Genomic DNA, 26,411 nt, shown 5'->3' on the forward strand with positions numbered 1-26,411 from the left:
CTATGCACGCTCCTTTGCTTAGCATTATCCTACCGAATCGAAGTAGAGGATTCTCTGTTTCGTGATAATTTTCGTTTCCAGGGCTAGCTGAACAAGCAGTCCAGTAACAGCTCCGGCCAGTAACCATCCGTTTCTAAAACCGTCCGGAATAGGTAGGAAAATTAGCAGGCCGGTGAAAACCAAAATTTTGAACGGATAGGAAGCCGCCAAGGCAACCGCAGCCGTCTTCATTGATTTCTTTTCCGTCAGGAGTGCAATAAGAATCCCGATAAAAAAGCTCAGGTAGACCAGCCCCAGACCGACAAGGAAAGCGCCTGCTGCCGGGTAACCTGCAATGACTACACCCACTATGCTACCGACAAGGGCCAAGATCGCCAAAGCCAGAGTCACGGAGGTCAGCATCCTGCGCCAAGGCATCTCATTGACCTTCAGGGGCTTACCTACCATTGGGCTGACCGACCTTTCTCAAGATAGCCGGCAGGGTAAGGTAGAGAGTCAAGACAAGAGCGACAAGCAGGGCCGCCCCCACAGCGTTCTGTGTTTCAAAGGGTAAGGCAATAACCGTGATAGCCGTCACCAAAACCGTTGCCAGGGTCACCACCCCGGCGCTGGCCAGGTGACTCAGGCCCAGATCCGTCAGCTTCTGGTAAGTGTGGGTCCGGTGGGGTTTGTACCACTGCTCCCCCTTGATAACACGACGCAACAAAGTTGTGCCGGTGTCAGCGAGGTAGACCAAAAGCGGTGCAAGGATGTATTCCACATAAACACCGGAGAGGAAAGCACCGACAGCCATTGAAGCAATGGCACCGCCCAAAAAGTAAGAGCCGGCATCCCCCAGAAAAACATTTTTGCCGGTACGCACATTCCAGGGCAGAAAAGCTAGATAGGCCGCCGCTACAGCAAGTCCCCCAGCAAGTAGCCAGGGCATATTATTGACCCAGCCCGCAAAAGCATAGGCACCGCCCACAGTAAGACCATGCAGGCCGGAAATGCCATTGATGCCGTCCATAAAATTCACCACATTGATGTAGGCGGCAATAGCAAAAACACCCAGCGGAATCCAAAACCCGGATGTCCCCAGCATGATGGTCATACCTACGGTAACCACAAGACCAATGAGGAGCTGGATAGCTGCCCGAATGGCAATCGGAACACCGCTGTAATCTTCTAACCAGCCCAGTGCACCCGAAGCCAGCATTCCAAAGAGGACCAAGAGGGCAATCGATCGGTCTGTGGGAATCTGCCCATCAACAAGAACAGCGATATAGCCCAAAACTGCGGCAAGTGCCGTTGCCAAGCCCATGCCCCTAAAGACCGGGGAAGTGTGCGAAGAGCGGGCGGTGGGTATATCCACCAGGTTCCAGCGGTGCAGAAAGGGGCGAACCACAAAGGGGAGGAGCAGGCCAGCGCAACCGGCAAGAAGAGCCACAACGGTAGCCAGGCCAATCATTGATGAGGTTTCCATTTAGGCCGCCTGCCCGGGGCGTTCAACCCGATCGTAGCCGCGATGCTCACGATAGTTAGCCAGCCAGCGGCCATAGTCCAAATCGTTCGGGTCCATATCCGGTGCCTGGGCCCGCATAATATTCTCGTTTTCTTGGCTCCGCTGTACCTGTTCACCCAGACCAAAGAGGACCTCGTCGCGCTTTTCGCCAGCCCGCAAGCCGATGACGTCGATAGCAACGTCAAAGCGTTCGTAGAGGCTTCGCATGTGTTCAGCCACCTTCATGATTTTGACCGGCTGACCCATATCGAGAACTAGCACTTCCCCGCTCTTACCAATGGCGCCGGCCAGCATGACCAGCAGGCAGGCATCGGGAATTAGCATGAAGAAGCGGGTCGCATTGCGGTCGGTGACCGTCAGCGGACCGCCATCTAGAATCTGCTTGGTGAAGAGCGGTTTGATAGAACCCCGTGAACCGAAGACGTTACCGAAGCGTACTGAGACGTAGGTTTTTCCGGTCTGCTTACCGTACCAACTCGTCAGCATTTCTGCGCTGCGCTTGGATTGCCCCAGTGCAGTGGTGGGGTCAGCTGCCTTATCGGTTGAGATATTCACAAAAGCTTCAACATCTACTAGAGATGCAGCTTTTAGGACGTTCGCGGTCCCCAGCGTATTAGTCTTGTAGGCCTCCTTGGGGTAGGCCTCCAGCGCGGACACATGCTTGAGGGCAGCGGCATGAAATACAACCTGAGGTTTACGTTCAAGAAATACTGCCTCGATAGCTTCAGCATCACGCACATCAGCCAGAATAACGCTCGGGTCATCAAGGCTAGAAAGACCGGTCATAGAGTATCGAGTATCCATCAGCAGGGATTCGTCGCGGTCCAGCATCATCAGTTCCGCTGGTTCATACCCGCTTAGCAGCCGGCACAGCTCAGAACCGATTGAACCACCGGCGCCAGTCACCAGCACCCGACGACCCTGGACATAGCTCCGGATCAGGGCATGGTCAATCTTGTAATCGATTTTCCCTCGGATTCCCTCTAAGAGTTCACGCTCATTGCCCTCGTGAGTTCGACGGCTAGCCCCCGAAAAATCAGGAACAACTGAGTTGATGCGAATTGTTTCTACGCCCAAATCTTTCATGGTCTGGGCAACGTGAACCAGACGCCGCTCGGGGATTTCTTCACCAATAGCTATGAGAACCTTACGCGCACCGTGCTTTTTGACCAGTGCAGGCAGTTCAGCGCTCGTACCCTCCACCTTAACCGAGTGGATTCTAGCGTTCTTGACCGATCGGTCATCATCCACGATGGAGACAGGCAGGTACTTTGCCTTGGGGTCCGTCATCAAGGAAGAGACGAGGTTACGCCCCAAAAATCCTGCGCCGTAAATAATGACGCGTTCGGAACCCTCCCCCGTGGGACGATTGGTGGTTTCCTCGTAAATCCGCTTAAGGTAGCGGAAACCCATCATCAGCAAAATAGCAATGGGGAAAGCGATCATAACCACAGACCGAGGCACCCCAAAAGTACGGGAGTACATCATCAACAAAAACTGCATGATAACCAGGTTGATCAGGAGCAAGGGGTAAAGCTTGCTCCCCTCCTGCAAGGTGCCATAACTGTGGCGGCCACGATAGAGACCCAGCATCAGCCCGCCACCCACCTGAAGGGTAACCATCACAAGGGCCACAAGGGTAAGTCCCTGCGGGTCGATCTGATCGATATCCATGCCGTAACGCAGCATGAAAGCAACGGGTAGCGCAAGCAGCCATGCCAGGGAGTCAAGCAGAACTTGAATGTACTTCCACCAATTCTTGCGCTCAGACGTTGAGGTGAGAGCGGGAATCGAGGTGGTCTGCAAGGAGGGTTCCTTAGACATTGTCGCCCTTTCTCTCAATCCCTTGCGGGGTCCGACCGGTCATCCAGCGGAATGCTTTGGTTCGTATCTTTTCGGGGGCTAGACGATAGAGACCACGAATACCCATATTCTTTGCAAAACGCACGGGGCTCACTACGTTTCCACTGTAGAGCCGGCGCTGAACATCAATGTCTTTGCGCAGGGCGCTTATTCCACCTCTACGGGTGTAGGCCGTACTAACCCGATATTTAACTAAAGGATCGGGCAGGTTACCCAGAATAAAACCTGCCTTATCCATACGCGCCCACAGCCAGTAATCCTCGGCCCCCGGCAGCTCGATATAGCTACCGACAGCTTGGACAGCACTCCTACGGAATACGACGGTCGGGTGGAGCATGGGGTTACGTCGGGGAATAACTTCGCTAATACGCCGCGACCCTGTAGCTACATGGCGCAGGGCATCGGGGGTACTCGGGTCTAGAGAGAACTCATACATGGCACTTCCCAGCACGTCAAACCGTCCGTCTGCTACCAGGGGTATCTGGTGTTCGAACCGTTCCGGTACTGAGATATCGTCGGCATCAGCACGGGCAACGATATCGTAAGCGCAGGCGCTTAGACCTTCGCGCAGGGCGGCAGCCAGCCCGTGGTTTTCTGCCAGCTCAATGTGCTCGACTGGCATGGGTGCCGATATCTTAAAGTCAGCGATGACCTCGGCTACCTCCTGAGTTACAGGACCGTCCTGAACCAAAACTACCTGGGTGGGAGGGAGCGTCTGCTCAACGGTATTAGAGTTCAGTGCCGCCTTCAGGTTCTGGGGAGTATCACCCCGGTAGACACTCATCAACAAAGAAAAATCGCGGGCATCGCGGTATTGTGCGCGCACTATCTCGGCTAAATTTGGGGTCTCTAACTGGTAGATATCTTTGAGTACCTCAGAGTTAGAGCGGTAACCGGCAAGAGCATCCTTAAGGCCGTTCAAGAAATACCCGCTATAGATTTTCTTATCATCGGTCCCTAAGAGGGTGCTAGCCCACAGTCGGGCGGTAGAACCGCCATAGAGTAGCTTTTCGTGCGGGGCGAGAGTACGCCGAGCACAAAAAACCCAGAGCTTGTTGCGCACATCATGATAGAAACGTGGCCCCGGGGCAGTATCGGTTGTACCGAAAGTCTTAGTGTTGTGAACAGCAACAGAACGCTCAGTGGCAATCCCCTGGCTATGCTGAATCAGCCTGGTGGTGTACTCGAAATCATCGTTCCAGATAAAGAAGTCAGCCAGCGGTAACTCTGTAGCACGCATGGCCGCCCCGTCCATCAAAATCGAGACAAAAGAAGCAGAGCGGATAGGGCGCGCACCCACAGCCGCGGCCTGCGCGGTTCGTTCCGCACCAGCGGCGAACATGGTTCGCATTGTGTTCATGGGGTGATCTTCGCCATTAGTCCAGACCACCTTGGAGGCAACCACCGCAGGGCGTTCAGCCTTAACAGGTGAGTAATTAGCCCAAGCCCGGTAAGCCTCGCTCAAAGTTCCCTCGGTTGGCTCGGTGTCATCGTCCATAACCCAGACCAAATCGGCCCGGTGACGGACCAGGGCACGGTCAATGCCGACGGTAAACCCGCCAGCCCCACCCACGTTCTCGGGCAGGTGAACAATATCTGCTTCAAGCTCATAGTCCAGGCTCTCAAGATAGTCCGGAGTGGAATCCGTTGAAGCGTTGTTGACGATAATAACGACATCAGGGGTGAGCAGACCGCCAGCTATACCAGCCAGAGTACGCTCCAAGAGGGCACGCCGGTTGTAGGTGACAACAACGGCGGCGATACACTCAGCCGGTCGCTGCTGGTTACTCTGGTCAGAAACCATAAAGAACAGGTCCTTTCGTGGGCTTAAGGCCACCTATACGCGGCCCCTGCCCGGAAGAAAGGGCAGAATCCACACAACTACATAAAGTTTACCTAACCCGGCTGAGTATTACCCCCATGAGCACGGGCACCAAGGGTACCCTTGTTTTTTATCAGCCCCTTACGTGCAATGAGGCCCCGGCTGTGACAACCTTAAAAGGACAGGGGTTCACTGGCTCCATTTAGCGCACAAGGGAGAAAAGGCATGGCTCACGCCACATGGAAAGTTATTGGTGCAAGCGGCTTTGTGGGGTCATCAATCCTTGCCCGGCTAGCCTCAGAAGGTGTCACGCTCGAGGCGGTTGAGGCTCCACGCCTACTCACCCGAACTAGTGACCCCGACAAACTCATTGCCGAGGCTCGCTCCCTGGAGGGCATTATCGATACCCTGGCTGATTCCTTTGCCGGGTGCGACCTTGTTATTAATGCTTCGGGTCTGGCTGCCCCCGACCAAGAAGACTTGGCTCCTCTGATCGGGGCAAATGCTCTGCTCCCCATCATCATTGCCATTGCCGCCCAGCGAACAGGTGTGCGCCGAGTCATCCATATCTCATCAGCCGCTGTTCTAGGCGCGGCCAGTGTACTAACCCCCACCGAAGAAACTTACCCGTTCTCCGCATACTCATTTTCCAAGGCCCTGGGCGAAGAAGCCCTACTCAAGATTCGCTCCTTCGTAGAAGAAACTGCTGCTCAAGGCCGTGCCCCAGGATCTGAACAATCCGAGTTCCCTGCCGCTCCCTCGTACGCGCCGGTTCAGGTTGCAAAAGATCACGCGGTAGAAATCTGTATTATTCGGGCCACTAGCGTCCAGGGACGCGGTCGCCGCACCACCCAGGCTTTCGCCAAAATTGCATCCTCACCGCTGGCATCGGTTGCTGGTTCAGCAAGCCGCCGGACCCCCGTGTCATCTAACTACGCTCTGGCTGAGTTCGTGCATATGATTGCTGCCTTTGAAGGTGAGCTGCCCGCCATCGTAGTTCAGCCCTGGGAAGGCGCAACCACCGAGTCTGTGCTCGTCGATGCAGGGCGCCGGCAACCAATCCACCTGCCTGAAGCGCTCTGCCGCGCCGCAGTTTCTGCAGGTTATAAGGTTTCCGAACTCCTGGGCGATAGGCTGACCGGGCCGGTGCGTCGCGTAGAAGTCATGTGGTTTGGCCAGGACATTGACGACTCCTGGGCTAGGGCTCACGGGCTAATCCCCCAGGCACGGGTGCAAGAGGTCTTACGCACTGCCCATAGCTCTTTGGGTTCAAAACGGGACCGTAAGTTCAGCGATTAGTTTTATGCAAGATCAGGGGGCCGGTTCATTACCAACCGGCCCCCCCCTTGCTCACAGCGGCTATAGCCTGCTAGGAGCCTTAGGCCTCTGGTAGCTCCTCAAGCTCGTCCAGTTCCGCCTGCCCAGCCGTGCTTTCAAGCGTGATGCCCGCTGTGGTGCTCGAGCTAGCACCAAAAACTAAGGCCCGGGCCTCAGCCACGGTAAAGGGCTTAGTTTTATCTTCCACCGTGCGAACGGGTGCTGCATAGGCAGTAGCTGTTCGCTTCTGGTCCACCGCCTTCAGCCCGCTATGAGAGACCAGGTGAGCCGCCAGGGAACCTGCAACCGGTGCGGCAGCCTTTGGCCCAACACCATCGATTTCTTGCTGGTCTGAGTCGTTCTCCAGGGTAGTCATAGCCTGCTGGGTCTGGGCCAGAGCAACCTCGGCCTCCCGCCGGGCTTTCTCTTGCTCGTCAAACTCTGCTCGGGTCACTACTGAGGGCACAACCTCGCGCAGCCGCTCAACCGGGATAGCGCCTTCTCGCACCACAATCAGTCGATCCGAGGTGCAGTCCACAATGGTCGAGGGTTGGGCATGTACCGACTCAAAATCATCGGAACGCTCAGCGGGACGAGGGCCGCCATCAAGAATAAGCTCAACGTCTGCGCCCAGCTGCTCCATGGCTTCATCAACGGTGGTTGCCGCTACACGCCCCGTTTTATTAGCTGAGGACACGGCAAGAGGGCCCAGCTTTTTGAGCAGCTCGATCGCTACAGGGTCATGGGGAACACGCAGTGCTACCGTTCCCTGAGTCTCCCCCAGGTCCCAGTTCAGAGAAGGCTGAGAGTAGAAAATCAGGGTCAGCGCTCCAGGCCAAAAAGCATCGGCAAGGGCCCGCGCATCAGCTGACACCTCATCAGCCAGCCCCGCCAGTACGGCCTTATCGTAAATCAAAACAGGCGGGGGCATCTGACGGCTTCGCCCCTTAGCGGCCAGCAAAGCAGTAACGCCCTCAACAGAAAAAGCGTCTGCGGCAATACCGTAGACGGTATCGGTCGGAATGACGATGGGCTTGTGGTCTTTAATGACCGACTCAGCAGTAGCTATAGCCTGGTCAAAGGCTTCTTGGTCTGTGGCACTAACAATGGTTGCTTTCACACTCTTTATTCTTTCACATTCCTAGCTCTTGGACACCGGTTTGTAGCCGCTGGTGTGACGGGGTTTACCCGCCAGATCGTCAATAGATTCAGTACGCTCAAAACCTGCCTTTTCAAAGGCTTGGCGCATGAGCTCCCGCTGGGTTTCCGCGTGCTCCATAATCAGGTACCCTCCAGGAGCCAGCAAATCGTAGGCACGGTAAGCTATCGCGGAGGGCAACTCCATGCCGTCTTCTCCCCCACCGTAAAGGGCAAGTGCCGGATCGTGGTCTCTGACTTCGGGATCCTTTGGAACAGCACCCTGCGGAATATAAGGTGGGTTCGAGGCAACCAGTGTCACCTGTCCCTTGAGCTCTTCCAGTGCGGTGAGGGCATCACCCCTGACCAGTCGAGCACCCGTACCATCAAGATTACGCTCAGCCCAAGCGGCCGCGTCCTTGGACAGCTCGACCGCTAGCACCTCAGCCCTAGCCAGCTCAGTAGCTAGCGAAGCAGCAATCGCCCCGGAACCCGTACAGAGGTCAAGGACCAGGGGGCGATGCGGCAGGGTACCCTGGGCCACGCGACGCTGATACTCTACGACAGCGTGTTCAACCAGTAGCTCAGTCTCAGGACGCGGAACAAAAACCCCCGGGCCAACAGAAAGGGTCAGCCCCCGGAAATGGGCCTGCCCGGTCAGGTGCTGGAGCGGGATCCGCTGACCGCGCAGAGTCACCAGCCGATCAAAATCAGCAGGCACCGGGGTACCCAGCAGAGCAAGAGTTTGAACCCTCCCCCGGCTGACCGGCTCACCGGTCTGCTTCTCCAACAGATAGGCCGCAAGCAGCTGGCTATCAGTCTGGGAGGATTCCACCCCTGCCTCAGCCAGGTAGACCGAGGCCCGGCCAAGAGCTGAATCCAGATCCTCACCGGGCAAGGCAGAAAAGTCAGCCACGATTATTTGTTGTCCTGGCCTAGTTTCTCAAGACGGGCGGCTTCATCCATCTCAATAGCAGACTGGATAACAGCGCCCAGGTCACCGTTGAGGACAGCGTCCAGGTTGTAAGACTTGTAGCCGGTGCGGTGATCCGCAATACGGTTTTCGGGATAGTTGTAGGTACGGATACGCTCTGACCGGTCCATGGTTCGCACCTGGGAGTGACGCTTCTCGGCGTTCTCCGCATCGATCTGCTCCTGCTGCCAAGCCAAGAGACGGGCGCGGAGCACGCGCATAGCAGCTTCGCGGTTCTGAATCTGCGACTTTTCGTTCTGCATAGCTACCACGATGCCGGTTGGTAGGTGGGTAATACGCACAGCGGAGTCAGTGGTGTTCACTGACTGTCCACCGGGGCCAGATGAACGGTAAACATCGATCTTCAGATCGTTTTGGTTAATGTCGATTTCCTCGGGTTCATCGACCTCGGGGAAAACCAGTACGCCGGCGGCAGAGGTGTGGATACGCCCCTGGGACTCTGTTGCGGGTACACGCTGAACACGGTGAACACCGCCCTCGTACTTGAGGTGGGCCCAGACGCCCTCAGCCGGATCAGTGGAGTTGCCCTTGATAGCAATCTGGGCATCCTTGTAGCCGCCCACATCGGTGCTCTGGGAGGAAATCATCTCGGTCTTCCAGCCCTTGGTTTCCGCGTAGCGGGTGTACATGCGCAAGAGGTCAGCGGCAAAGAGGGAAGCCTCGTCACCACCTTCACCACCCTTGACCTCCAGAATGACGTTGCGGCCATCGTCCGGGTCGCGGGGAATCAGCAAGCGGCGCAGTTTTTCCTCTGCGGCAGGGAGCTTGGCTTCAATTTCTTTGACCTCAGCGGCGAACTCGGCGTCCTCGGCTGCCATTTCGCTAGCAGCCTGGAGGTCATCACGCAGGGCAGTGACCTTCTTATAGGCTTCAACGATGCCGTTGAGCTCTGCGTAACGGCGACCGAGTTTGCGTGCCTTACCCTGGGCGGCGTGGACAGCGGGGTCAGCCAGCTGTTTTTGGAGGTCTGCGTGTTCATCGAGCAGACCCTGGATTGAATCAATCACTGTATGTGCCTCTTCTTCGCGGTGCCCGCTACAGGCACCTCAATCTTTTGTTTAAGGGGTGAAGCACCGCCTGCCCCGTGTGGAGCAGGCGGTGTACCGAGCCTTTATTCGCCGTGGCCGAGCCCGCTCTTAGAAACGGTCAGCAGGAATTCGACGTTGGACTGAGTCTCGCGGAGCTTGCTGAGCAGGACCGAGAGTGACTGCTCCTGATCCATGCCAGCTAAGACGCGGCGCAGACGCCACATAATCTTGATTTCCTCGGGTGAGAGGAGTGCCTCTTCGCGGCGGGTGCTGGAAGCGTTGAGGTCGATAGCAGGGAAGATACGCTTATCGGCCAGGTGGCGGGAAAGGCGCAGTTCCATGTTGCCGGTACCCTTGAATTCCTCAAAGATAACCTCGTCCATCTTGGAGCCGGTCTCAACCAGGGCGGTAGCCAAAATGGTCAGTGAGCCACCCTCCTCAATATTGCGAGCCGCACCGAAGAACTTCTTGGGCGGGTAGAGCGCAGCGGCATCGACACCACCGGAGAGGATACGGCCCGATGCGGGGGCGGCCAGGTTGTAGGCACGGCCCAGACGGGTCATGGAATCCAGCAGAACGACAACGTCGCGGCCCTGCTCTACCAGCCGCTTAGCGCGTTCAATGGCGAGTTCAGCGACAATGGTGTGGTCATCGGCGGGGCGGTCAAAGGTGGAGGCAATGACCTCACCGTTGACGGTGCGCTGCATGTCGGTTACTTCTTCGGGGCGCTCATCGACCAGAACCATCATGAGGTGAACCTCAGGATTGTTAGTGGTGATAGCGTTCGCGATGGACTGAAGCATCAGGGTCTTACCGGCCTTGGGGGGTGCAACAATAAGACCGCGCTGGCCCTTACCGATGGGGGCAACCAGGTCAATGACGCGGGGGCCAACCTTCTTGGCTTCGGTCTCCAGGCGCAGGCGCTCCTTGGGGTAAAGCGGGGTTAGCTTGTTGAAGTCGCGGCGGCCTTTGGACTCTTCGGGGGTCAGACCGTTGATGGTGGTGACCTGAACCAGAGCGTTGAACTTCTGGCGGTTGTTGTTATCGCCTTCTCGAGGGGCACGGATTGTGCCTACGATTGCGTCGCCCTTGCGCAGGCCGTGACGCTTGACCTGGGCCAGCGAAACATAGACATCGTTGCTACCGGGCAGGTAGCCGGAGGTACGAACAAAAGCGTAGTTATCTAGAACGTCAAGAACACCGGCGACGGGGATCAGAACATCGTCTTCACGGATCTCGGGTTCGAAGTCGTCCCTGCGGTTGCTACGGCGTTCACGGCGCTCCTGCTGGCGGTCGCGGCGGTTCTTACGACCGTTGCGGCGGTCCTCGTCGGGGCCGTTGTTCTGCTGGCGCTCAGAGCGGTTATCGCGGTCGTTGTTCTTAGAACGGTTATCGCGGTCCTGCTTCTCGGAGCGATCCTGCTTGTCACCGCGGTTGTCGCGGTCCCGGCGGTTTTTGCGCTCGAAGCGTTCGGTCTTTTCGTTACCGTTGCTTTCGGTGTTATCAGCCGATTCGGCTGTCTCGGTTTCGGCCTTGCGACGGCGGTCGCTGCGGGTACGAGTTCGGGTAGCGCGGGGAGCTTCCTCGCCCTCAGCATTTTCACCGCGGCCGGCTTTCTTGGACTCGACTGCATCCAGGGCAGCTTCTACTGCTTCGAGGGGGTTAGCCTCAGCAGCGGTAGCCGATGCGCTGGTAGCACGGCGGTTGGTGCGACGCTTAGTTGCGGGCTTCTCTGCCTTTTCCTCAGCTGCATCCTGGTCGGCCTGCGCAGGGGCTTGGGCCTCTGCAGTTTTTTCGGCGGCTTTTTCTGCGGCAGTCTTACGGGTGCGGGTACGCTTAGGCTTTTCAGCGGGAGCGGCCTCAGGAGCGGGTGCCTCTTCACGGTCGGCGATAGCGCCACCACGCTGGTGGGAGCTAATAGCTTCAACCAGGTCTGACTTACGCATACGACGAGCGCCGGTGATGCCCAGCTGGGAGGCTAGGGACTGGAGCTGAGCGAGCTTGAGAGTGCTCAGGCTTGGGGACTTGGTTTCTACCGCTTGTGCGGTTTCCGTACCTGCGGTGAGGTCGGTGTTTTCTGCCACGAAGATTCCTTCTCTCGAAATGTCGTTGATTTCGCGGGTGGTAGTGACGCAACAGATGCGTCATGCCCAGAACGGGCGAGTGTTCATAAATTAGCTAACTAGCTATCAGCATCGGCTGATGCGCGGACTAGGTAACGGATGTGCGAAAGCACAACTGCTGATGAGCACGGCTATGCCTAGGACAGCAGAAAGGCTAGTGCCATAAGGCAGAACCTTGGTAAACGGCCAAATACCTGAGGCTTCTACAGGTTTCGGAACCGTGAAACGGAGAACATAAGTTCGGGTCTAGGGGTATGGCCCCTAAGGAACTAAGCGTTTTCCTCATAGGTAAGCATAACACCTTGCGTGTCAATATCGATATTCAGCACGCGCCAGGTGACCGGTTGACCTTCATAGGTGCCGGCTTCGGGGTGGGTTACGAACTCAGCAATAGCAGAGCCGATATGTTCCCGTTGCTCCTGCCCCTGTGCCAGAACCATGACGGTGGGGCCAGCCCCGGAGATCACTGCCGCATAGCCCAAGCCACGTAAGTGCTGAACCAGTGCGGCACTGGGTTTCATGGCAGCAGCCCGGTAGGACTGGTGGAGTAGATCGCTGGTGCCGGGGAGCAGGTACTCTGGGTAGGAGGTCAGTGCCTGGGCTAGCAGGGCGGCGCGCCCTGCATTGGTGGCGGCTTCGCAGTGAGGAACGGTTTCGGGAATCAGATCGCGGGCAACCCTGGTTGGCACCTGGTAGTCGGGTACCGCAATCACGGGGAGGACCTCAGGGTGAGCGGGGACGGGCAGGGAATGCCAACCCGAATCATCACCGTAGGAGATCACCACCTGGCCGAACAGTGAGGGGGCGACATTGTCGGGGTGCCCCTCCATACCCGAACAAATCTGGAGTACAGTATCAGCATCAAGCTGGAGCTCAGCAGGTAGCAGTCCGTTTGCGGCACTTACCCCGGCAACAATGGCAGAGGCAGATGATCCCATACCGCGCGAATGCGGAATGCGGTTATGAGCCTGAATGTGCAGGCTGGGTAGCTCAAGAAGCCCTGCGGCTTTCCAGGCGGTCTGCATAGCCTTGACTACCAGGTGGCTGGCATCGCGGGGCACCTGGTCGGCACCCTCGCCGGACAGGTCGAAAGTCAGCTCTCCCTCCCCCGCTAGCCTGGTCACAACCAAATCGTCGTAGTAGGCCAGGGATAGGCCCAGGGAATCAAAGCCGGGGCCAAGGTTGGCTGAGGACGCCGGTACCCGCACCGTCACGCGGGCACCCACCGGGATAGCATGAGACTCAAGCAGGGATTCGTCTGAACCGTCAGTCATCGACAAAACCATCAGTTTCTAGCCCTCCACCCGAATCACGGAGCAGATTTCGCGGACCGTATCCAGGGAATCAACAACGGCCATGGTCTTGCCAAGGTTGGCATCGGTCGCGCGGTGGGTCACAATACGGATGGTCGCGCTGCTACCGTCGCCGGTTCCCTTAACCTGGCGCATGGTTTCGATTGAGACACCGTGCTCAGCAAAGATACGAGCAATGTTTGACAGAACGCCCAGCTTATCCTCTACCACAATGCCCACAGAGTAACGAGAAATGACCTGGCTCATGCTGGTTGCCTTGAGCTGAGCAAAGGAAGAATCCGGGATGCCTGGGCCGCCCAGAACCAGGCGGCGGGCCAGGGAGACAAAGTCGCCCAGCACAGCCGAAGCGGTAGGAGCACCACCAGCACCGGGGCCGTAGAACATGAGCTCGCCGGCGTTTTCAGCCTGGACAAAGACCGCGTTATAGGCACCGCGAACACTGGCCAGCGGGTGGGTTCGGGGAACCAGAGTGGGGTTAACACGAATGTTTACGCCTTCCCCGTCCTTCTCGCACACTGCCAGGAGTTTGATGACGTAGCCATCGGCGGCAGCGGCCTGAACCTCTTCGGCGCTGACGGAGGTGATACCCTCACAGTGCACATCGTCAATGGTGAAATCTGAGTGAAAAGCAAGAGAGGCAACGATAGCGGCCTTGGACGCGGCGTCGTGGCCCTCTATATCGGCGGTGGGGTCAGCCTCGGCGTAACCCAGGCGCTGGGCCTCAGCCAGTGCATCAGCAAACTGGGCACCGGTGGTATCCATCTGATCCAGGATGTAGTTGGTGGTGCCGTTCATGATACCCAGTACCCGGGTAATCTGGTCACCAGCCAGGGAGTCACGCAGGGGGCGCAGAATGGGGATAGCGCCGGCAACAGCGGCCTCGTAGGAGAGCTGGGCGCCGCTCTGAGCGGCGGCAGCGGTAAGTTCGACACCGTGCTTAGCTAGCAGAGCCTTGTTACCCGAGACAACCGACTTGCCAGCGGCCAGTGCACGCAGAATACGAGTGCGGGCTGGCTCAATACCACCGGTCAGCTCAATAACCACATCGGCGGCATCAATCAGGCCTTCTGCATCGGTGGTGTAAAGGGATGGGTCAGCCGTATAGTGCCGGGTAGCCTTCGTATCGCGTACAGCGATACCGATGAGCTGAACATCGGCACCGATTCTGTCCCGGAGGGCGGTGGCGTCCTCGGTGAGCATACGAGCTACCTGAGAGCCGACGTTACCGGCACCTAGTAGCGCTACTTTGATGGTGGTGGTCTTACCCAATGGCATCTCCTGACGGTTTTGGGGTAAAGGGGGGGGCAGCGCACCATGCTATCCAAGGCGCACTGTATTTATGCGGCGGGTCCCGCTTCCATTCTTTCAGTATGACTGAGCCTGCCATACCGTGTCGTCCATATTACGATCAGTGGCACAGCATGGCAGGCTCCTGCTGAGGGCTTAGACCAGGCCCAGGTCGCGGGCCAACATATCCTCTTCGGTTTCCCGGCGAACGATAGCTCGGGCAGGCTTACCCTGGCTAGTTGCCACCACCGGCGGGCGGGTGAGGTAGTTGTAGTTCGAGCTCATCACGTGGTTGTAGGCACCTGTTGCGGGGACCGCTAGAACATCACCAGCGGTGAGGTCAGCCGGCAGGTAACAATAGCGAATTACGATGTCACCGGATTCGCAGTGCTTACCCACCACGCGGCTTAGTAGCTGCTCCCCTGCCGGAGCACGGTTAGCCAGGGTCACTGCGTAGTCCGACTCGTAAAGAACCGGGCGGGGGTTATCGCTCATACCACCGTCAACCGAGACGTAGCGGCGCACGCGGGTGTCACCGTTTTCGTCCTCGATAGAAACGTTTTTGATGGTGCCCACCGTGTAGAGGGTGATACCGGAGGGGCCGGAGATAGAGCGTCCGGGTTCAAAGGAGAGATGCGGGATAGCCATACCCACAGCCCGGCAGGTTGAGGCAACCATAGCGGCCAGCTCCCGCGCAATTTCTGCCGAACCGCGCGGGGTGTCCTGCTCGGTGTAGCCAATGCCGTAGCCACCGCCCAGGTCGATTTCGGGTAGCACCACATTAAAGCGCTCGTTGAGCTGGTGCATGTAGGTCAGCACCTTCTCGGCGGCCTTTCCAAAGCCCTCGGCTTCAAAAATCTGGGAACCGATGTGGCAGTGCAGACCGCGCAGGTCAATGCTCTCACTGGCTAGAGCTAGAGCCGCCGCAAGAGTGGCGTAAGCGTCATCAGCGGTGACACCCAGCTGATCCAATTCTGCCTGGCTCAGCCCAGCCAGGGCGGCGGTGCCGGGTACCAGTGACTGGCCGAATTTCTGGTCCTCGTGTGCTGTGGCAATGAAATCATGGGTGGAGGCGTGAACACCGGGGGTTACCCGGAGCATGACCGGCGCGGTAACACCCAGTTCAGTGGCAACCCGTGCAATAAGCTGAACCTCCGGTACCGAGTCTGCTACTAGGCGGCCCACACCGTAGGTCAGAGCGCGAGCAATCTCGGCTTCTGACTTGTTGTTCCCGTGCAGGGCAATCTTGCCCCCGGCAACACCGGCGCGCATAGCCAAAGCCAGTTCGCCGCCGCTGGCGGTATCCAGGCACAGGCCCTCTTCCTCAGCCCACTTGGCCACGGCGGTTGTCAGGAAGGACTTGCCAGCGTAGTAGACCGACACTTCAGCGCCGTGAGCTTCAAAGGCCTGCTCAAAGGCGGCACGGAATTCGGCGGCACGGGCACGGAAGGTGCTCTCCGAAAAGACGTACTGGGGAGTTCCAAACTCCTCCACCAATGACGAGACAGCGGTGCCGTCCACGGTCAGCTGCCCCTGTGCGTCACGGGCAAAAGAGGGCATCCAGATGACAGGGCTGAGCTCAGCCGGGTTCTGCGGGTAGGTTAGCCATTCAGGCTTATAAAGCGCTACTTGGTGAGCCATGGTTACATCTTCTCCGGAGCGCTCACGCCCAGCAGTCCCAGACCATTGGCCAGAACCTGGCCAGTTGCCTGGTTCAGGAGCAGGCGGGTGCGGTGCAGGTCGGTTATCTCTTCGTCGCCCTTGGGGGCCACGTGGGAGAGGCCATACCAGCGGTGGTAGGTGCCAGCTAGAGCTTCAAGGTAGCGGGCCAGGCGGTGGGGCTCGCGGAACTCCGCGGCCTCTTTGACAGTACCGGCATACTGGCCCAGGGCGGCCAGCAGGGCAGAGTCTGCTTCGGAGTCCAGCAGGGCCAAGTCCACTGAATCGGTGCTCACCCCGGCGGCCTCGGCATTACGGGTAATAGCGCAGGTGCGGGCGTGGGCGTACTGAACGTAGAACACAGGGTTCTCGTTGGACTGCTTTGTCAGCAGGTCCAGGTCGATATCGATGTTGGAATCCACCGAGTAGCGGGTCAGCGAGTAGCGGGCCGCATCCACGCCCACAATCTCGACTAAGTCCTCCATGGTCACCACGTTGCCTGCGCGCTTGGACATACGCACAGGCTTGCCGTCCTTGACCAGGTTTACCATCTGGCCAATCATGACCTCGACCATGTCCGGGTTATCGCCCAGCGCGGCGGCGGCGGCCTTGAGGCGGGCAACGTAGCCGTGGTGGTCAGCGCCCAGCATGTAAATAGCTAGGTCAGCCGGGTCAACAGGGCGCTTGGTTTTGTCCTGGAAGTAGGCGATATCCCCGGCAATGTAGGCGGCGTTGCCGTCAGATTTGATGACCACACGGTCCTTGTCGTCGCCAAAATCGGTGGACTTGAGCCACCAGGCGCCGTCCTTGAAGTAGAGGTTCTCGGACTCCTTAAGCTTTTCAAGGAGTTCATCTACCTTTCCCTCTTCAAAGAGTGAGTTCTCGTGGAAGAAAACGTCAAAATCTACGTGGAACTCGTGCAGGGACTTCTTGATGTCCTCGAACATAAACTCAACGCCGGTGGCGCGGAAGACTTCCTGAGGGTCCGCAGAGGTCAAAGCATCGGGGCGGGCTTCGAGCACGCGGTTGGCAATATCGGTGATGTACTCGCCACCGTAGCCGTCCTCGGGTGCAGCCTCTCCCCTGGCGCGGGCCAGCAGAGAGCGGGCAAAACGGTCAATCTGGTTACCGTGGTCGTTGAAGTAGTATTCACGCACGACCTTGGCGCCCTGGGATTGGAAGATACGGGCCAGAGAATCGCCCACAGCGGCCCAGCGGGTACCGCCCAGGTGGATGGGGCCGGTGGGGTTAGCCGAAACGAACTCAAGGTTAATGGTCTTACCGGCCAGGGTCTGGTTGGTTCCGTAGGCTTGCCCCTGCTGGAGAATAGTCTGCGCCAGTTCACCGGCGGCGGCGGCATCGAGAATGATGTTTAGGAAGCCGGGGCCTGCGATATCAACAGAGGCAACACCGGGAAGCTCGGTGATTCTGCCCGCAAGGACCTGGGCTACTTCGCGCGGGTTCTTGCCGACCTTCTTAGAGATTTGGAGGGCGATGTTGGTGGCCCAGTCACCGTGGTCACGGTTCTTGGGGCGTTCAATGCGCACAGCGGGTGCGGTTTCACCATCGGTCAGGGTCAGTTCACCGGCAGCTAAGGCTGCTGCGAGCGCGCCGTCAATAGCAAGGGAGAGTTCTTCGGGTGTCATAGGTTCAAGTCTACCCAAAGGCACCACCTAGCCAACCCAGCAGGCAGGTTCTTAGGGTGTGGCCTAGCTCTTATTGGTGTGCTGGGTCAGCCAGTCAACGATGTGTGCCCAGAGACTGGAGCTGGCGTAGATAGCCGGGTCTGAGTGTTCAGCACCGCCAACCAGGGTGAGTTCGGTGGGGATACCCGCCCCTGCAAGGGCCCGGTGGGCGCGGATTGATTGGTTGGGGGGCACGCAGGTGTCTGAGGTTCCGTGCAGGTAGTAGACCGGTGCGTGGGTTCTTGGCCCACTCGGGCTGGCGGCGAGGGCATAGTCGATGGGGTGAGCTTTTGCCCAGTTGATAGCGGCCTGGCTACCTGCGGGGGCCGGGTAGGTGGATCCCAAAAGCCGCCATTCTGCGCCGTCGTCTTCGGGGTGGTCCCGGTCAAAGCCCCAGGCCACGCGGTCGTCAAAGATACTGCGCAGGTCGCTGACCCCGTAGATGCTCAGGGCACAGCGAACCCTTGAGTCCGGTTGCCCCTGTGCTTGTGCGGCGGCTAGCGCCGTTGCTGGGATACCTTCAAGGTAGGGTTCTGCCAGGTGGCCGGTTGCGGCGGCTAGCTGAACCAGGTGTCCACCGGCTGAGCCACCGGCTAGGGCGATACGGTCGGGGTCGATGGAAAATTCTGCGGCCTTCTCTTTGAAGTAGCGGATCGAGGTTTTAAGGTCGTTGATTTGGGCGGGAAAGAGTGCTTGGTGGCTGAGCCGGTAGTTGATGGAGGCTGTAGCGAACCCGGCTTCTGCCAGCCCTTGGCGCACTGTGTGCAGGCCCTTATCGGCTTGGGCAAAGCTGGCTTTGTCGCCAAAGCGCCAGGCTCCCCCGTGAACATAGATGAGTAAAGGTGCTGGCTGCCTGTTGGCCCCGGTGCTTGCAGGCGGGTAGAAGTCGTAGGTTTGGGCGGGGTCGCTGGTGCCTGCGTAGTTGCCGCTGGTGACGTTCACGGGTGCCTTTCATCTGCCGGTACTTACCCTCAATACTGTAGCGTTTGCACCTGTCTGCGGGCGTTTAGCCCAGCCCAAGTGTTTCTGATATAGTGGGTGTGGCTTGATGGCCTAACCGCATAAAGGTTTTGGCTGAGAGTTTGTTACCCTGGTAGCTCATGGTGAATGAGGTTTTCTGCCTACAGGCGGATAAGAAATCCGAATGAATCAGCCGAGCTTGCTAGGCTGGTAAACATGGCTTGGTCAAAGAGTCATCATAAGCCCTCGTAGCTCAGTGGATAGAGCACCAGTTTCCGGAGCTGGGTGTCGAAGGTTCGAATCCTTTCGAGGGCACAAAAAGAGAAGGCATGCCAGAATGCGCGAAGCGCTGGCGTGCCTTCTCTTTTTGTGCCTGGCGTCAAAATCGTCACCGATGTGGCGATTTTAGCTGCTGGGAGCGCCCTCAAGGGACTAGAACTTATCTTTTCCTATATGCGTGGGAGAGCTTTCAGACTAACGATTTGCCCGCTTGTTTCTGCAATATATGTGAGGGCAAAACGATGTTTTTCGATGTTTGTGTCGGCAACAGCATCGGCTAGGCAAAAGAACTTGATATCTCGCGCAAGGGCATCAATCGAGGTTGCCAGTATCCCACCGCTTGCGAATACCCCCGCAGTGAGTAGTTGGCTCTTCCCCAGCCTTTTGAGCTCGACTTCTAAATCTGTTGCGTAGAAGGCTGATAGGGAACGTTTGTACACAGTAGCTTTTGCTAAGCCGCTGAGTTCTTCAATACATGGTTGCGAAATGTCGTCGTAGCTTGGCCCGATTCCCCATAGGGTTCCACCAAGTCCACGCTCTCTTATATCGGTTGCGGGTCTTGGAGCAGAAGCAATTACCGGGATTGACAGCTCATATGCCCATCGGATGAGTACACGGTTTGCCTCGATGAGCTGTGCCTCGAGTCCTGGGTCCAGGACCTTAGTGTAGTAGGGAATTAGGTCATGAATAAGGACTGCTACCTGCCCGGTATCTATGTCCCAGCCGAGGCCTCTCGCGTCGTTCTCAAAGGTGTCCAGGTTATATGGGTCTGTTTCCGTCTTATATACATCCATAGATTGAACGTTAGCAAGGCGCTACGATTTCAAGTTCGAAGCCCTGGGTGTTTTCCAGGTAGAGGGCGTAATGTTGTGGCCCACCTGCATGCGGGTAGTTCGGGGCGAAGAGCTCAGACCAGCCGTGCTCAGCCGCCTGATCTCGCAGGCTGTCTAGCTTGTGGGCGCTAGGGCAGGTGAGGGCAAGGTGATTGAGCCCGGCGCGGGTGCGCTGGTGGGCACCAGAAACCTGAGGGGACTGTTCCAGGACAATGTAAGAACCGTCCTGGGCCTGCCAGGACTGCCCTCCCTGCCACTGCTGGTAGGAGCTGAAACCCAGTTGGGTCAGTGCCCAGTCCCAGGAACCGCGCACCTGTTCTAGGTTCTGCGTCCACAGTTCAATGTGGTGAACTGCTACCCCTGTGCTGAAGTCCGGTGCCGGTAGCTGGCGGAGCCGGGCGGCAAGAACAGCATCATAGGTTTGCCCCAGGTACAGGAACTTCTGGCGTTCAATGCCTTCCACGGTAAAGCCTGCATAGCGGGCCACCGCACCAGAAGCTGGGTTGTTGGTCCGGTAACCCAGTTCCAGGCGGCGTAGGTTGGGCGATTCTAAAGTACCCAGCAGTTCAGTATCTAGCCTTGGGTGCTTTTCATCTGGCGGGCTTTGACTTCCTAAGGCCCAGTCGCAGACTGCCCGCACCGCGCTTTTAAGGATTCCTTTACCTCGAGCCCGGTCGGCAATCCAGTAGTAGACCCAGCCCCTGTCCCAGGAACCGTCCTCTTGCTGTGCGCTGTAGGTGATGCCGACCAGCCCGACGGCCTGCCCATCATCCAGGCAAAAGACAGCCCGCCCCTGCGCAGGGAGCCACTGCCCTTCAATCAGGTGCTGAGCCTCCTGGAGGGTGCCAGGTAGGGGCATCTGCCTCTCTAAGTCCGTGTTGGTTTCAACCAGCTCAAGAAGGGCGGACGCATCGGTGCTTTGCCACAGTCGAAGTTTCATAGTGCAAGTCTAAACAGTGAAGTTCCGGCCCCGGTGGACTGGGTAGACTAGGTGAGGAAAGATTCTCCCCGCTTATTACGAAAAGAGACCCTGTGACCGAGAACGTCAATACCCCCCATATCGCCCCTCACGGCGCTGAAATTGCTGAAACCATTCTGCTCCCCGGCGACCCCCTGCGCGCCAAGTTCATTGCCGACACCTACCTGCAGAACGTCGTACAGTTCAACACCGTCCGCAACATGTTCGGTTTCACCGGCGACTACAAGGGCTCACGTATCAGCGTCATGGGCACCGGCATGGGTATCCCCTCAGCCAGCCTCTACGCCCACGAACTCATTCACAGCTTCGGGGTCAAGAACCTGATTCGCATCGGCACCTGTGGTGGCCTATCCACCAACCTGGACCTCTTTGACATCGTGGTCGCTTCGGCAGCTTCCACCGACTCCAACTTCCTGCACCACTACAAGCTACCCGGCACCTACGCCCCCACCGCGTCATGGCCCCTGCTCTCAGCCGTAGCTAAGGAAGCTGAAACCCAGAACCTGACCCTGAACGTGGGCAACGTGCTCTCCTCGGATGTCTTCTACCGCGCAGATCCCAGCGACGCCCAAAAGTGGGCCGACATGGGCGTACTGGCTGTTGAGATGGAAACCGCAGGTATCTACTCGGTCGCCGCCGCTGCCGGGGTGCAGGCCCTCTCGGTTTTCACTGTCTCTGACCACCTCTTCAAGGGTGTAGAGACAACCGCTGATGAACGCCAGACCGCCTTCACCGGCATGATGGAACTGGTCCTGCCGGTGGCCGCCAGCCTCTAAAGATCTCTGCTGATAGGTGCGCCCCGCCCCCCTGCCAAGAAGCAGGAGGGCGGGGCGCTGCGTCTTTCACAGGGCTTCAGCTCTCCTGGGTGCAAAGACAGGCAGCCCCTAACAGGTATCTCTGGCTATTTTGAGCCAGAGAACTAGCTGGCTTCACGCGTCTAGAGAAACCCGCCCACGGGCACAGCTTCTAGCCCTAAAATGGTAGGCAGTATGTCTACTTCATCGCCCTCACCCCGCACCCCCGCCCAGCCGCTCTCAGCCATTGCCGCCGCTATGCACGCCGCAAAGACGCGCACCGCACAGCCAGAAGCCACCGGCAATCAGCACACCCGCGGGTCAGAACAGCCTGGCCAGCCCGCACAGGGTAGGAGCCGCAACCAAGGCCGCACCCGCCGCCCGCAAGCTACCGGACAGCGTAAGAAGTCACCCAGAATCAAGACCACCGAACCACAGCAAGAGGGCAATCAGAAACAGAACCCCAGAAGCTCACGCTCTGGCAACCGGGATAGAGCTCAAGGCACCCGCCGCCCCTATACCCCACTCATTCCTGACACCATCAGCTACCCGGAAGCTCTACCCGTCTCTGCCCGCAGGGACGACATCATGGCCGCTATCCGCGAGAACCAGGTCACTATCGTGGCCGGTGAAACCGGCTCCGGTAAGACCACCCAGCTACCCAAAATGCTTCTAGAGCTTGGGCTAGCCCAAAAGGGCATGATTGGTCATACCCAGCCCCGCCGTCTTGCCGCCCGTTCGGTTGCTGAACGTATTGCCCAAGAGCTGGATCAAAAAATCGGGCAGACCGTGGGCTACCAGGTGCGCTTCACCTCCGAGGTCGGTGAGAGCTCAGCCATTAAACTCATGACCGACGGTATTCTGCTGGCTGAGATTCAGAACGACCCGCTCCTGAAAAACTACTCGGCAATCATCATTGACGAGGCGCACGAACGCAGTCTCAATATCGACTTCATTCTGGGCTACCTCAAACGGATTATGTCCCAACGCCCAGACCTCAAAATTGTTATTACCTCAGCGACCATTGACCCCGAGCGTTTTGCCCGCCACTTCTCCCCCAGCTTTGTGCCCGGTGTGGGAATCATCGATGATTCGCCAACCGATAAGGAAGGGGAAATCGCCGAGGCCGCCCTACCCGATGATGCCCCGCCCATTATCGAAGTCTCTGGCCGTACTTTCCCGGTGGAGATTCGTTACCGCCCGCTGAGTGAACCCCGCACCGGTGACGGCGGCGAGGATGCCGACGATGCAGGCGACGGCCTGGAGGACGAGGACCGCGACCCTCTGGACGGCGTACTCGATGCTATCCGTGAACTTTCGGAGGAAGCACCCGGAGATATCCTGATTTTCTTCTCGGGAGAGCGAGAGATTAGGGACGCGGCAGAGGCCATTACCGAGATGGTTCGTACCACCCGCCGTCTGGCTGACTACGAAGTTCTGCCTCTCTTTGCCCGTCTTTCGATGGCTGAACAGCACCGGGTCTTCAAACCCGGTGGTAGGCCCCGCATTGTGCTGGCAACCAACGTCGCTGAAACCTCTCTGACGGTGCCGGGTATCAAGTATGTGATTGATACGGGGACAGCCCGTATTTCCCGTTATTCATCCCGGACCAAGGTTCAGCGCCTACCCATTGAGCGCATTTCTCAGGCCAGCGCCAACCAGCGGTCAGGTCGCTGTGGCCGTGTGTCGGACGGTATCGCTATCCGCCTCTATTCGGAGGAGGATTTTGCCTCACGCGCTGAATTCACTGACCCCGAGATTCTCCGTACTAATCTAGCCGCTGTTATCCTACAGATGACCGCCATCGGTGTGGTGCGTTCCCCGTCCGATATTGAGAAGTTCCCCTTTGTTCAGCCCCCGGAGACCCGGGCTATTAACGACGGTCTGAACCTGCTGCGGGAGCTAGGGGCGCTGAGCGCAGCCAAGCACCAGCCGCGTCAGCTCCGCAAGCCCACCAGCCCGCTCACAGCAGCAGGCCGTGCAATGGCGGCGCTACCGGTAGACCCGCGTCTGGCCCGCATGATTGTGGAGGGCGCCAAGCGCGGTGTTGCCAAGGAAATTATGGTTCTGGCGGCGGCGCTGACCATTCAGGACCCCCGCGAACGCCCGGCTGAGCACCGGGGCGAGGCCGATGCCTTGCACGCCCGTTTCAAGGACGATAAGTCTGACTTCACCAGCTTCTTGCTCCTGTGGCAGTTCATCCATGAGAAGCAGTCCGAACTGTCTTCAAGCCAGTTCAGGAAGATGTGCCACCGGGAGTACCTGAATTTCTTGCGGATTCGTGAGTGGCAGGATCTGTTTACTCAGCTCCGCGAGATTGGCCGGTCTGCCGGTATCACGGTTGAGGGTGGGCGCCATATTGACCCTGCGGCCCACGAGACTGAGGTGCACAAGTCGCTCTTGACCGGTCTGCTCTCCCACATTGGTATGCAGGACGAAACTAACCGGCACGAGTACCGTGGTGCACGAGGTAGCCGGTTCGCTATTTTTCCTGGCTCTGCTCTCTTTAAGAAGAACCCCGTTTGGCTGGTGTCTGCTGAACTGGTAGAAACCTCACGCCTATGGGCGCGGGTGAACGCTCAGATTGAGCCGGAGTGGGTGGAAGAGCTGGGTGGTCCCCTGCTCAAACGCCAGTATTCTGACCCTCACTGGTCTTCGCGCCAGGGGTCCGTGCTGGCCCATGAGAAGGTAACTTTGCTGGGTCTGCCGGTTATTGCTGATCGCCGGGTGCAGTACTGGCGGGTTGATCCGGAGGCAGCTCGTGAAATTTTTATCCGTTCTGCCCTGGTGGAAGGTGACTGGTCTACCCGGCACCGCTTCTTTGCGCGCAACCAGAAGGCCCTGGCTGAGGTTGAAGAGCTGGAAGCCCGCCTGCGCAGGCGTGATTTGCGGGTTGATGACCAGGTTCTCTTTGACTTCTACGATGCCCGTATTCCTGACCATGTTGTCTCCGAACGGCACTTTGACCGTTGGTGGTCCCAGGAGCGCAAGGTCAATGAGCACCTGCTGGATTTCAGCCCAGAGAACCTGATTGATGAGCAGGCAGGTGACTATGATGAGTCGCTCTTCCCCCGCACCTGGGTTGCCCGCACCTCTGGTGGGGAGCTTGATCTGGACTTACGCTATGAGTATGCCCCCACCGTGTCTATTGGCGGGGTACGTTCTTCTGCCGCCCAGACGGACGGTATTGCGGTTCAGGTTCCGGTGCTTCTCTTGGGGCAGCTAGATCCAGCTCCTTTTGAGTGGCTGATTCCTGGCCTGCGCCAGGAGCTGGTAACCGCCCTGATTAAGTCCCTACCCAAGCAGATTCGTAAGAATTTTGTGCCTGCCCCCGATGTCGCCCGCCAGGCGGTAGAGAAGCTGACGGCTGATTTTTCGCCGGCTGAGGATTCGCTGACCGATTCGCTGGCCCTGGTTCTGCGCCGTCTGCGCGGACATGTGGTGGACCCGGCTGAGTTTAGCTGGGAGTCTGTTCCGGAGCACCTGCGTTTTTCCTTCCAGGTGCGCGATTACCACAACAAGATTCTGGGGGAGAGCAAGGATCTTGCCAGCCTGCAGGCCAGTCTGCACGCCGAGATCCGTTGGGCTCTGGCGGCTTCTTTGGGAGCTTCCCCGGAGGCCATGAATCGGATGCAGGCTATGGCTCAGGGTGCTGTAGCTTCGGGCTCTAAGGCCTCGGGCAGGAGCGGTGACTCCTGCCCGGGCCAGCCATCCCAGCTTGGTAAGGGCCCAGTTCAGGGCGCCGCACCCGCTGGCGAGCAGGCCGCTACCGCTCCAGCTGCCGGTGCTGTACGTGAGGTATCGGGCCTGACGGACTGGCCTGCCCAGGATTTGCCCCGTAAGGTAGAGCGCGTCATCGCCACCCAAAAGGTTGCTGGCTATCCGGCTCTGGTCGATGAGGGTTCCTCTGTTGCTGTGCGTATTTTCCCCACCGAGGCCGAGGCCGTCCGTGCCCAGCGTTCCGGTGTGATCCGCCTGCTCAAACTCAATACTCCCTCCCCTGAGCGGTATGTATCTGAGCACCTGAATAATAGGGAGAAGATGGTCTTTACACAGAACCCGCACGGCTCTGTTGATTCACTCATTAGCGACTGCACCGTAGCGGCCATTGACCAACTCACCCCGGCGACCCCACCCTTCACCCGGGCCGACTACACCGAGCTTTTTAACAGTGTGCGCGCTGATTTGATTGATACGGTTTTTACCATCACCAAGCTGGTGGCCGATATTCTTACCCAGGCAACCGCTGTTCAGAAGCTCATGAAAAAGAGCACCTCGCTGGCGGTTATTCACGCTATAGGCGATATGAAAGCCCAGTTGGAGAACCTGATTTACCCGGGTTTTGTGGCCGCTACCGGCGCGGCTCAACTGCACCACCTACCGCGCTACCTCAAAGCCATGATTAAGCGTATGGAGAAGCTGGGGCCAAACATCAACCGGGATAATCAGCTCATGTTGGCTGTTCAGGAGCTAGAGGATTCCTACGATAAGGCTCTTGAGTCTCTGCCTGCGGGGGTTTCCCCCAGCCCCGAGTTGGAGGCTGTGAGCTGGATGATTGAGGAACTGCGGGTCAGCTTCTTTGCTCAGGAGTTGGGGACCGCCTACACGGTCAGTGAGAAGCGCGTCGGTAAGGCCCTGCGCCAGGCAGTTGAGACCATGAGGGGTTCTGCAGGCTAGGCGGATGATGACGAAGCAGTCGGAGAAGCAAAATAACGGTCCTCAAAATCCCCCAAGTACACCGGACTACCACTGGCGAACTCACGCGCACACATAGAATCCATCTGCAAAGATTTCATAGCTCTATCCCCAGAAATCATTACCTCATAGATCAGCC

18 protein-coding genes and 1 tRNA gene are annotated in these 26,411 nt (G+C 58.1%); 4 read left to right on the top strand and 15 right to left on the bottom strand.

The window, feature by feature from the left end; genetic code table 11:
- Positions 1–24 precede the first annotated feature (24 nt).
- The 4 genes from ACN082_RS09590 to ACN082_RS09605 are packed head-to-tail and all read right to left on the bottom strand — an operon-like array spanning position 25 to position 5,171.
- Positions 25–447, bottom strand: coding sequence for a hypothetical protein (locus ACN082_RS09590; protein ID WP_419100635.1), 423 nt, complete (start codon positions 445–447; stop codon positions 25–27).
- Positions 437–1,465, bottom strand: a complete 1,029-nt coding sequence (locus tag ACN082_RS09595; RefSeq protein ID WP_419100636.1) for an MraY family glycosyltransferase — start codon at positions 1,463–1,465, stop codon at positions 437–439. Before ACN082_RS09595 ends, ACN082_RS09590 begins: the two co-directional genes overlap by 11 nt.
- Positions 1,466–3,328, bottom strand: coding sequence for a polysaccharide biosynthesis protein (locus ACN082_RS09600; protein WP_419100637.1), 1,863 nt, complete (start codon positions 3,326–3,328; stop codon positions 1,466–1,468).
- Positions 3,321–5,171, bottom strand: coding sequence for a glycosyltransferase (locus ACN082_RS09605; protein ID WP_419100638.1), 1,851 nt, complete (start codon positions 5,169–5,171; stop codon positions 3,321–3,323). Before ACN082_RS09605 ends, ACN082_RS09600 begins: the two co-directional genes overlap by 8 nt.
- 243 nt (positions 5,172–5,414) lie before the next feature.
- On the opposite strand from ACN082_RS09605, the gene ACN082_RS09610 reads away from it, so the two are divergent.
- Positions 5,415–6,488, top strand: a complete 1,074-nt coding sequence (locus ACN082_RS09610; RefSeq protein ID WP_419100639.1) for an NAD-dependent epimerase/dehydratase family protein — start codon at positions 5,415–5,417, stop codon at positions 6,486–6,488.
- A gap of 79 nt (positions 6,489–6,567) precedes the next feature.
- On the opposite strand, the gene ACN082_RS09615 is transcribed toward ACN082_RS09610, so the two are convergent.
- The 9 genes from ACN082_RS09615 to ACN082_RS09655 all read right to left on the bottom strand — a co-directional run bounded on the left by ACN082_RS09615 (position 6,568) and on the right by ACN082_RS09655 (position 18,674).
- Positions 6,568–7,626 carry an L-threonylcarbamoyladenylate synthase gene (locus ACN082_RS09615; RefSeq protein ID WP_419100640.1) on the bottom strand — a complete coding sequence of 353 codons (1,059 nt, stop codon included), beginning with the start codon at positions 7,624–7,626 and terminating at the stop codon, positions 6,568–6,570.
- Between the two features lie 21 nt (positions 7,627–7,647).
- Entirely contained in the window at positions 7,648–8,559 is a 912-nt protein-coding gene (gene prmC / locus ACN082_RS09620; RefSeq protein ID WP_419100641.1) for a peptide chain release factor N(5)-glutamine methyltransferase, read from the bottom strand.
- 2 nt (positions 8,560–8,561) lie between these two features.
- On the bottom strand, positions 8,562–9,644 hold the full coding sequence (prfA, locus tag ACN082_RS09625) for a peptide chain release factor 1 (RefSeq protein WP_419100642.1): 1,083 nt from the start codon (positions 9,642–9,644) through the stop codon (positions 8,562–8,564).
- A 104-nt stretch (positions 9,645–9,748) separates the two neighbouring features.
- Complete coding sequence (gene rho / locus ACN082_RS09630) at positions 9,749–11,749, bottom strand: transcription termination factor Rho (RefSeq protein WP_419100643.1); 2,001 nt, start codon at positions 11,747–11,749, stop codon at positions 9,749–9,751.
- 308 nt (positions 11,750–12,057) lie between these two features.
- The gene (gene thrB / locus ACN082_RS09635) at positions 12,058–13,062 is read right to left on the bottom strand and encodes a homoserine kinase (protein ID WP_419100644.1); all 1,005 of its coding nucleotides are present in this window, start codon (positions 13,060–13,062) and stop codon (positions 12,058–12,060) included.
- Positions 13,063–13,080: 18 nt separating this feature from the next.
- The gene (locus ACN082_RS09640) at positions 13,081–14,376 is read right to left on the bottom strand and encodes a homoserine dehydrogenase (protein ID WP_419100645.1); all 1,296 of its coding nucleotides are present in this window, start codon (positions 14,374–14,376) and stop codon (positions 13,081–13,083) included.
- A 168-nt stretch (positions 14,377–14,544) separates the two neighbouring features.
- The gene (lysA, locus tag ACN082_RS09645; protein WP_419100646.1) at positions 14,545–16,029 is read right to left on the bottom strand and encodes a diaminopimelate decarboxylase; all 1,485 of its coding nucleotides are present in this window, start codon (positions 16,027–16,029) and stop codon (positions 14,545–14,547) included.
- A 2-nt stretch (positions 16,030–16,031) separates the two neighbouring features.
- Positions 16,032–17,693, bottom strand: a complete 1,662-nt coding sequence (gene argS / locus ACN082_RS09650; RefSeq protein ID WP_419100653.1) for an arginine--tRNA ligase — start codon at positions 17,691–17,693, stop codon at positions 16,032–16,034.
- Between the two features lie 63 nt (positions 17,694–17,756).
- The gene (locus ACN082_RS09655; RefSeq protein WP_419100647.1) at positions 17,757–18,674 is read right to left on the bottom strand and encodes an alpha/beta hydrolase fold domain-containing protein; all 918 of its coding nucleotides are present in this window, start codon (positions 18,672–18,674) and stop codon (positions 17,757–17,759) included.
- Between the two features lie 260 nt (positions 18,675–18,934).
- Here ACN082_RS09655 and ACN082_RS09660 point away from each other — a divergent pair.
- Positions 18,935–19,007, top strand: a tRNA-Arg gene (locus tag ACN082_RS09660).
- Positions 19,008–19,141: 134 nt separating this feature from the next.
- Here the strand turns inward: ACN082_RS09660 and ACN082_RS09665 are convergent.
- The gene (locus tag ACN082_RS09665) at positions 19,142–19,765 is read right to left on the bottom strand and encodes an isochorismatase family protein (protein ID WP_419100648.1); all 624 of its coding nucleotides are present in this window, start codon (positions 19,763–19,765) and stop codon (positions 19,142–19,144) included.
- 10 nt (positions 19,766–19,775) lie between these two features.
- Positions 19,776–20,744 (bottom strand): GNAT family N-acetyltransferase, encoded by a 969-nt coding sequence (locus ACN082_RS09670; protein ID WP_419100649.1) that lies wholly within the window; start codon positions 20,742–20,744, stop codon positions 19,776–19,778.
- A 92-nt stretch (positions 20,745–20,836) separates the two neighbouring features.
- Between ACN082_RS09670 and deoD the strand changes: the two genes are divergently transcribed.
- Positions 20,837–21,559 (top strand): purine-nucleoside phosphorylase, encoded by a 723-nt coding sequence (deoD, locus tag ACN082_RS09675; RefSeq protein ID WP_419100650.1) that lies wholly within the window; start codon positions 20,837–20,839, stop codon positions 21,557–21,559.
- Positions 21,560–21,772: 213 nt separating this feature from the next.
- Positions 21,773–26,254, top strand: coding sequence for an ATP-dependent RNA helicase HrpA (gene hrpA, locus ACN082_RS09680; protein ID WP_419100651.1), 4,482 nt, complete (start codon positions 21,773–21,775; stop codon positions 26,252–26,254).
- The last annotated feature ends 157 nt before the right edge of the window (positions 26,255–26,411 follow it).

This window comes from Rothia sp. CCM 9417 (assembly GCF_048513575.1).
Classification (GTDB): domain Bacteria; phylum Actinomycetota; class Actinomycetes; order Actinomycetales; family Micrococcaceae; genus Rothia.

Coding starts and splice junctions, on each gene's coding strand:
- ACN082_RS09665 (WP_419100648.1), bottom strand. CDS start 19,765: ATGGATGTATATAAGACGGAAACAGACCCATATAACCTGGACACCTTT.
- ACN082_RS09670 (WP_419100649.1), bottom strand. CDS start 20,744: ATGAAACTTCGACTGTGGCAAAGCACCGATGCGTCCGCCCTTCTTGAG.
- hrpA (WP_419100651.1), top strand. CDS start 21,773: ATGTCTACTTCATCGCCCTCACCCCGCACCCCCGCCCAGCCGCTCTCA.
- lysA (WP_419100646.1), bottom strand. CDS start 16,029: ATGGCTCACCAAGTAGCGCTTTATAAGCCTGAATGGCTAACCTACCCG.
- ACN082_RS09605 (WP_419100638.1), bottom strand. CDS start 5,171: ATGGTTTCTGACCAGAGTAACCAGCAGCGACCGGCTGAGTGTATCGCC.
- thrB (WP_419100644.1), bottom strand. CDS start 13,062: ATGACTGACGGTTCAGACGAATCCCTGCTTGAGTCTCATGCTATCCCG.
- ACN082_RS09600 (WP_419100637.1), bottom strand. CDS start 3,328: ATGTCTAAGGAACCCTCCTTGCAGACCACCTCGATTCCCGCTCTCACC.
- argS (WP_419100653.1), bottom strand. CDS start 17,693: ATGACACCCGAAGAACTCTCCCTTGCTATTGACGGCGCGCTCGCAGCA.
- ACN082_RS09610 (WP_419100639.1), top strand. CDS start 5,415: ATGGCTCACGCCACATGGAAAGTTATTGGTGCAAGCGGCTTTGTGGGG.
- ACN082_RS09640 (WP_419100645.1), bottom strand. CDS start 14,376: ATGCCATTGGGTAAGACCACCACCATCAAAGTAGCGCTACTAGGTGCC.
- ACN082_RS09590 (WP_419100635.1), bottom strand. CDS start 447: ATGGTAGGTAAGCCCCTGAAGGTCAATGAGATGCCTTGGCGCAGGATG.
- ACN082_RS09595 (WP_419100636.1), bottom strand. CDS start 1,465: ATGGAAACCTCATCAATGATTGGCCTGGCTACCGTTGTGGCTCTTCTT.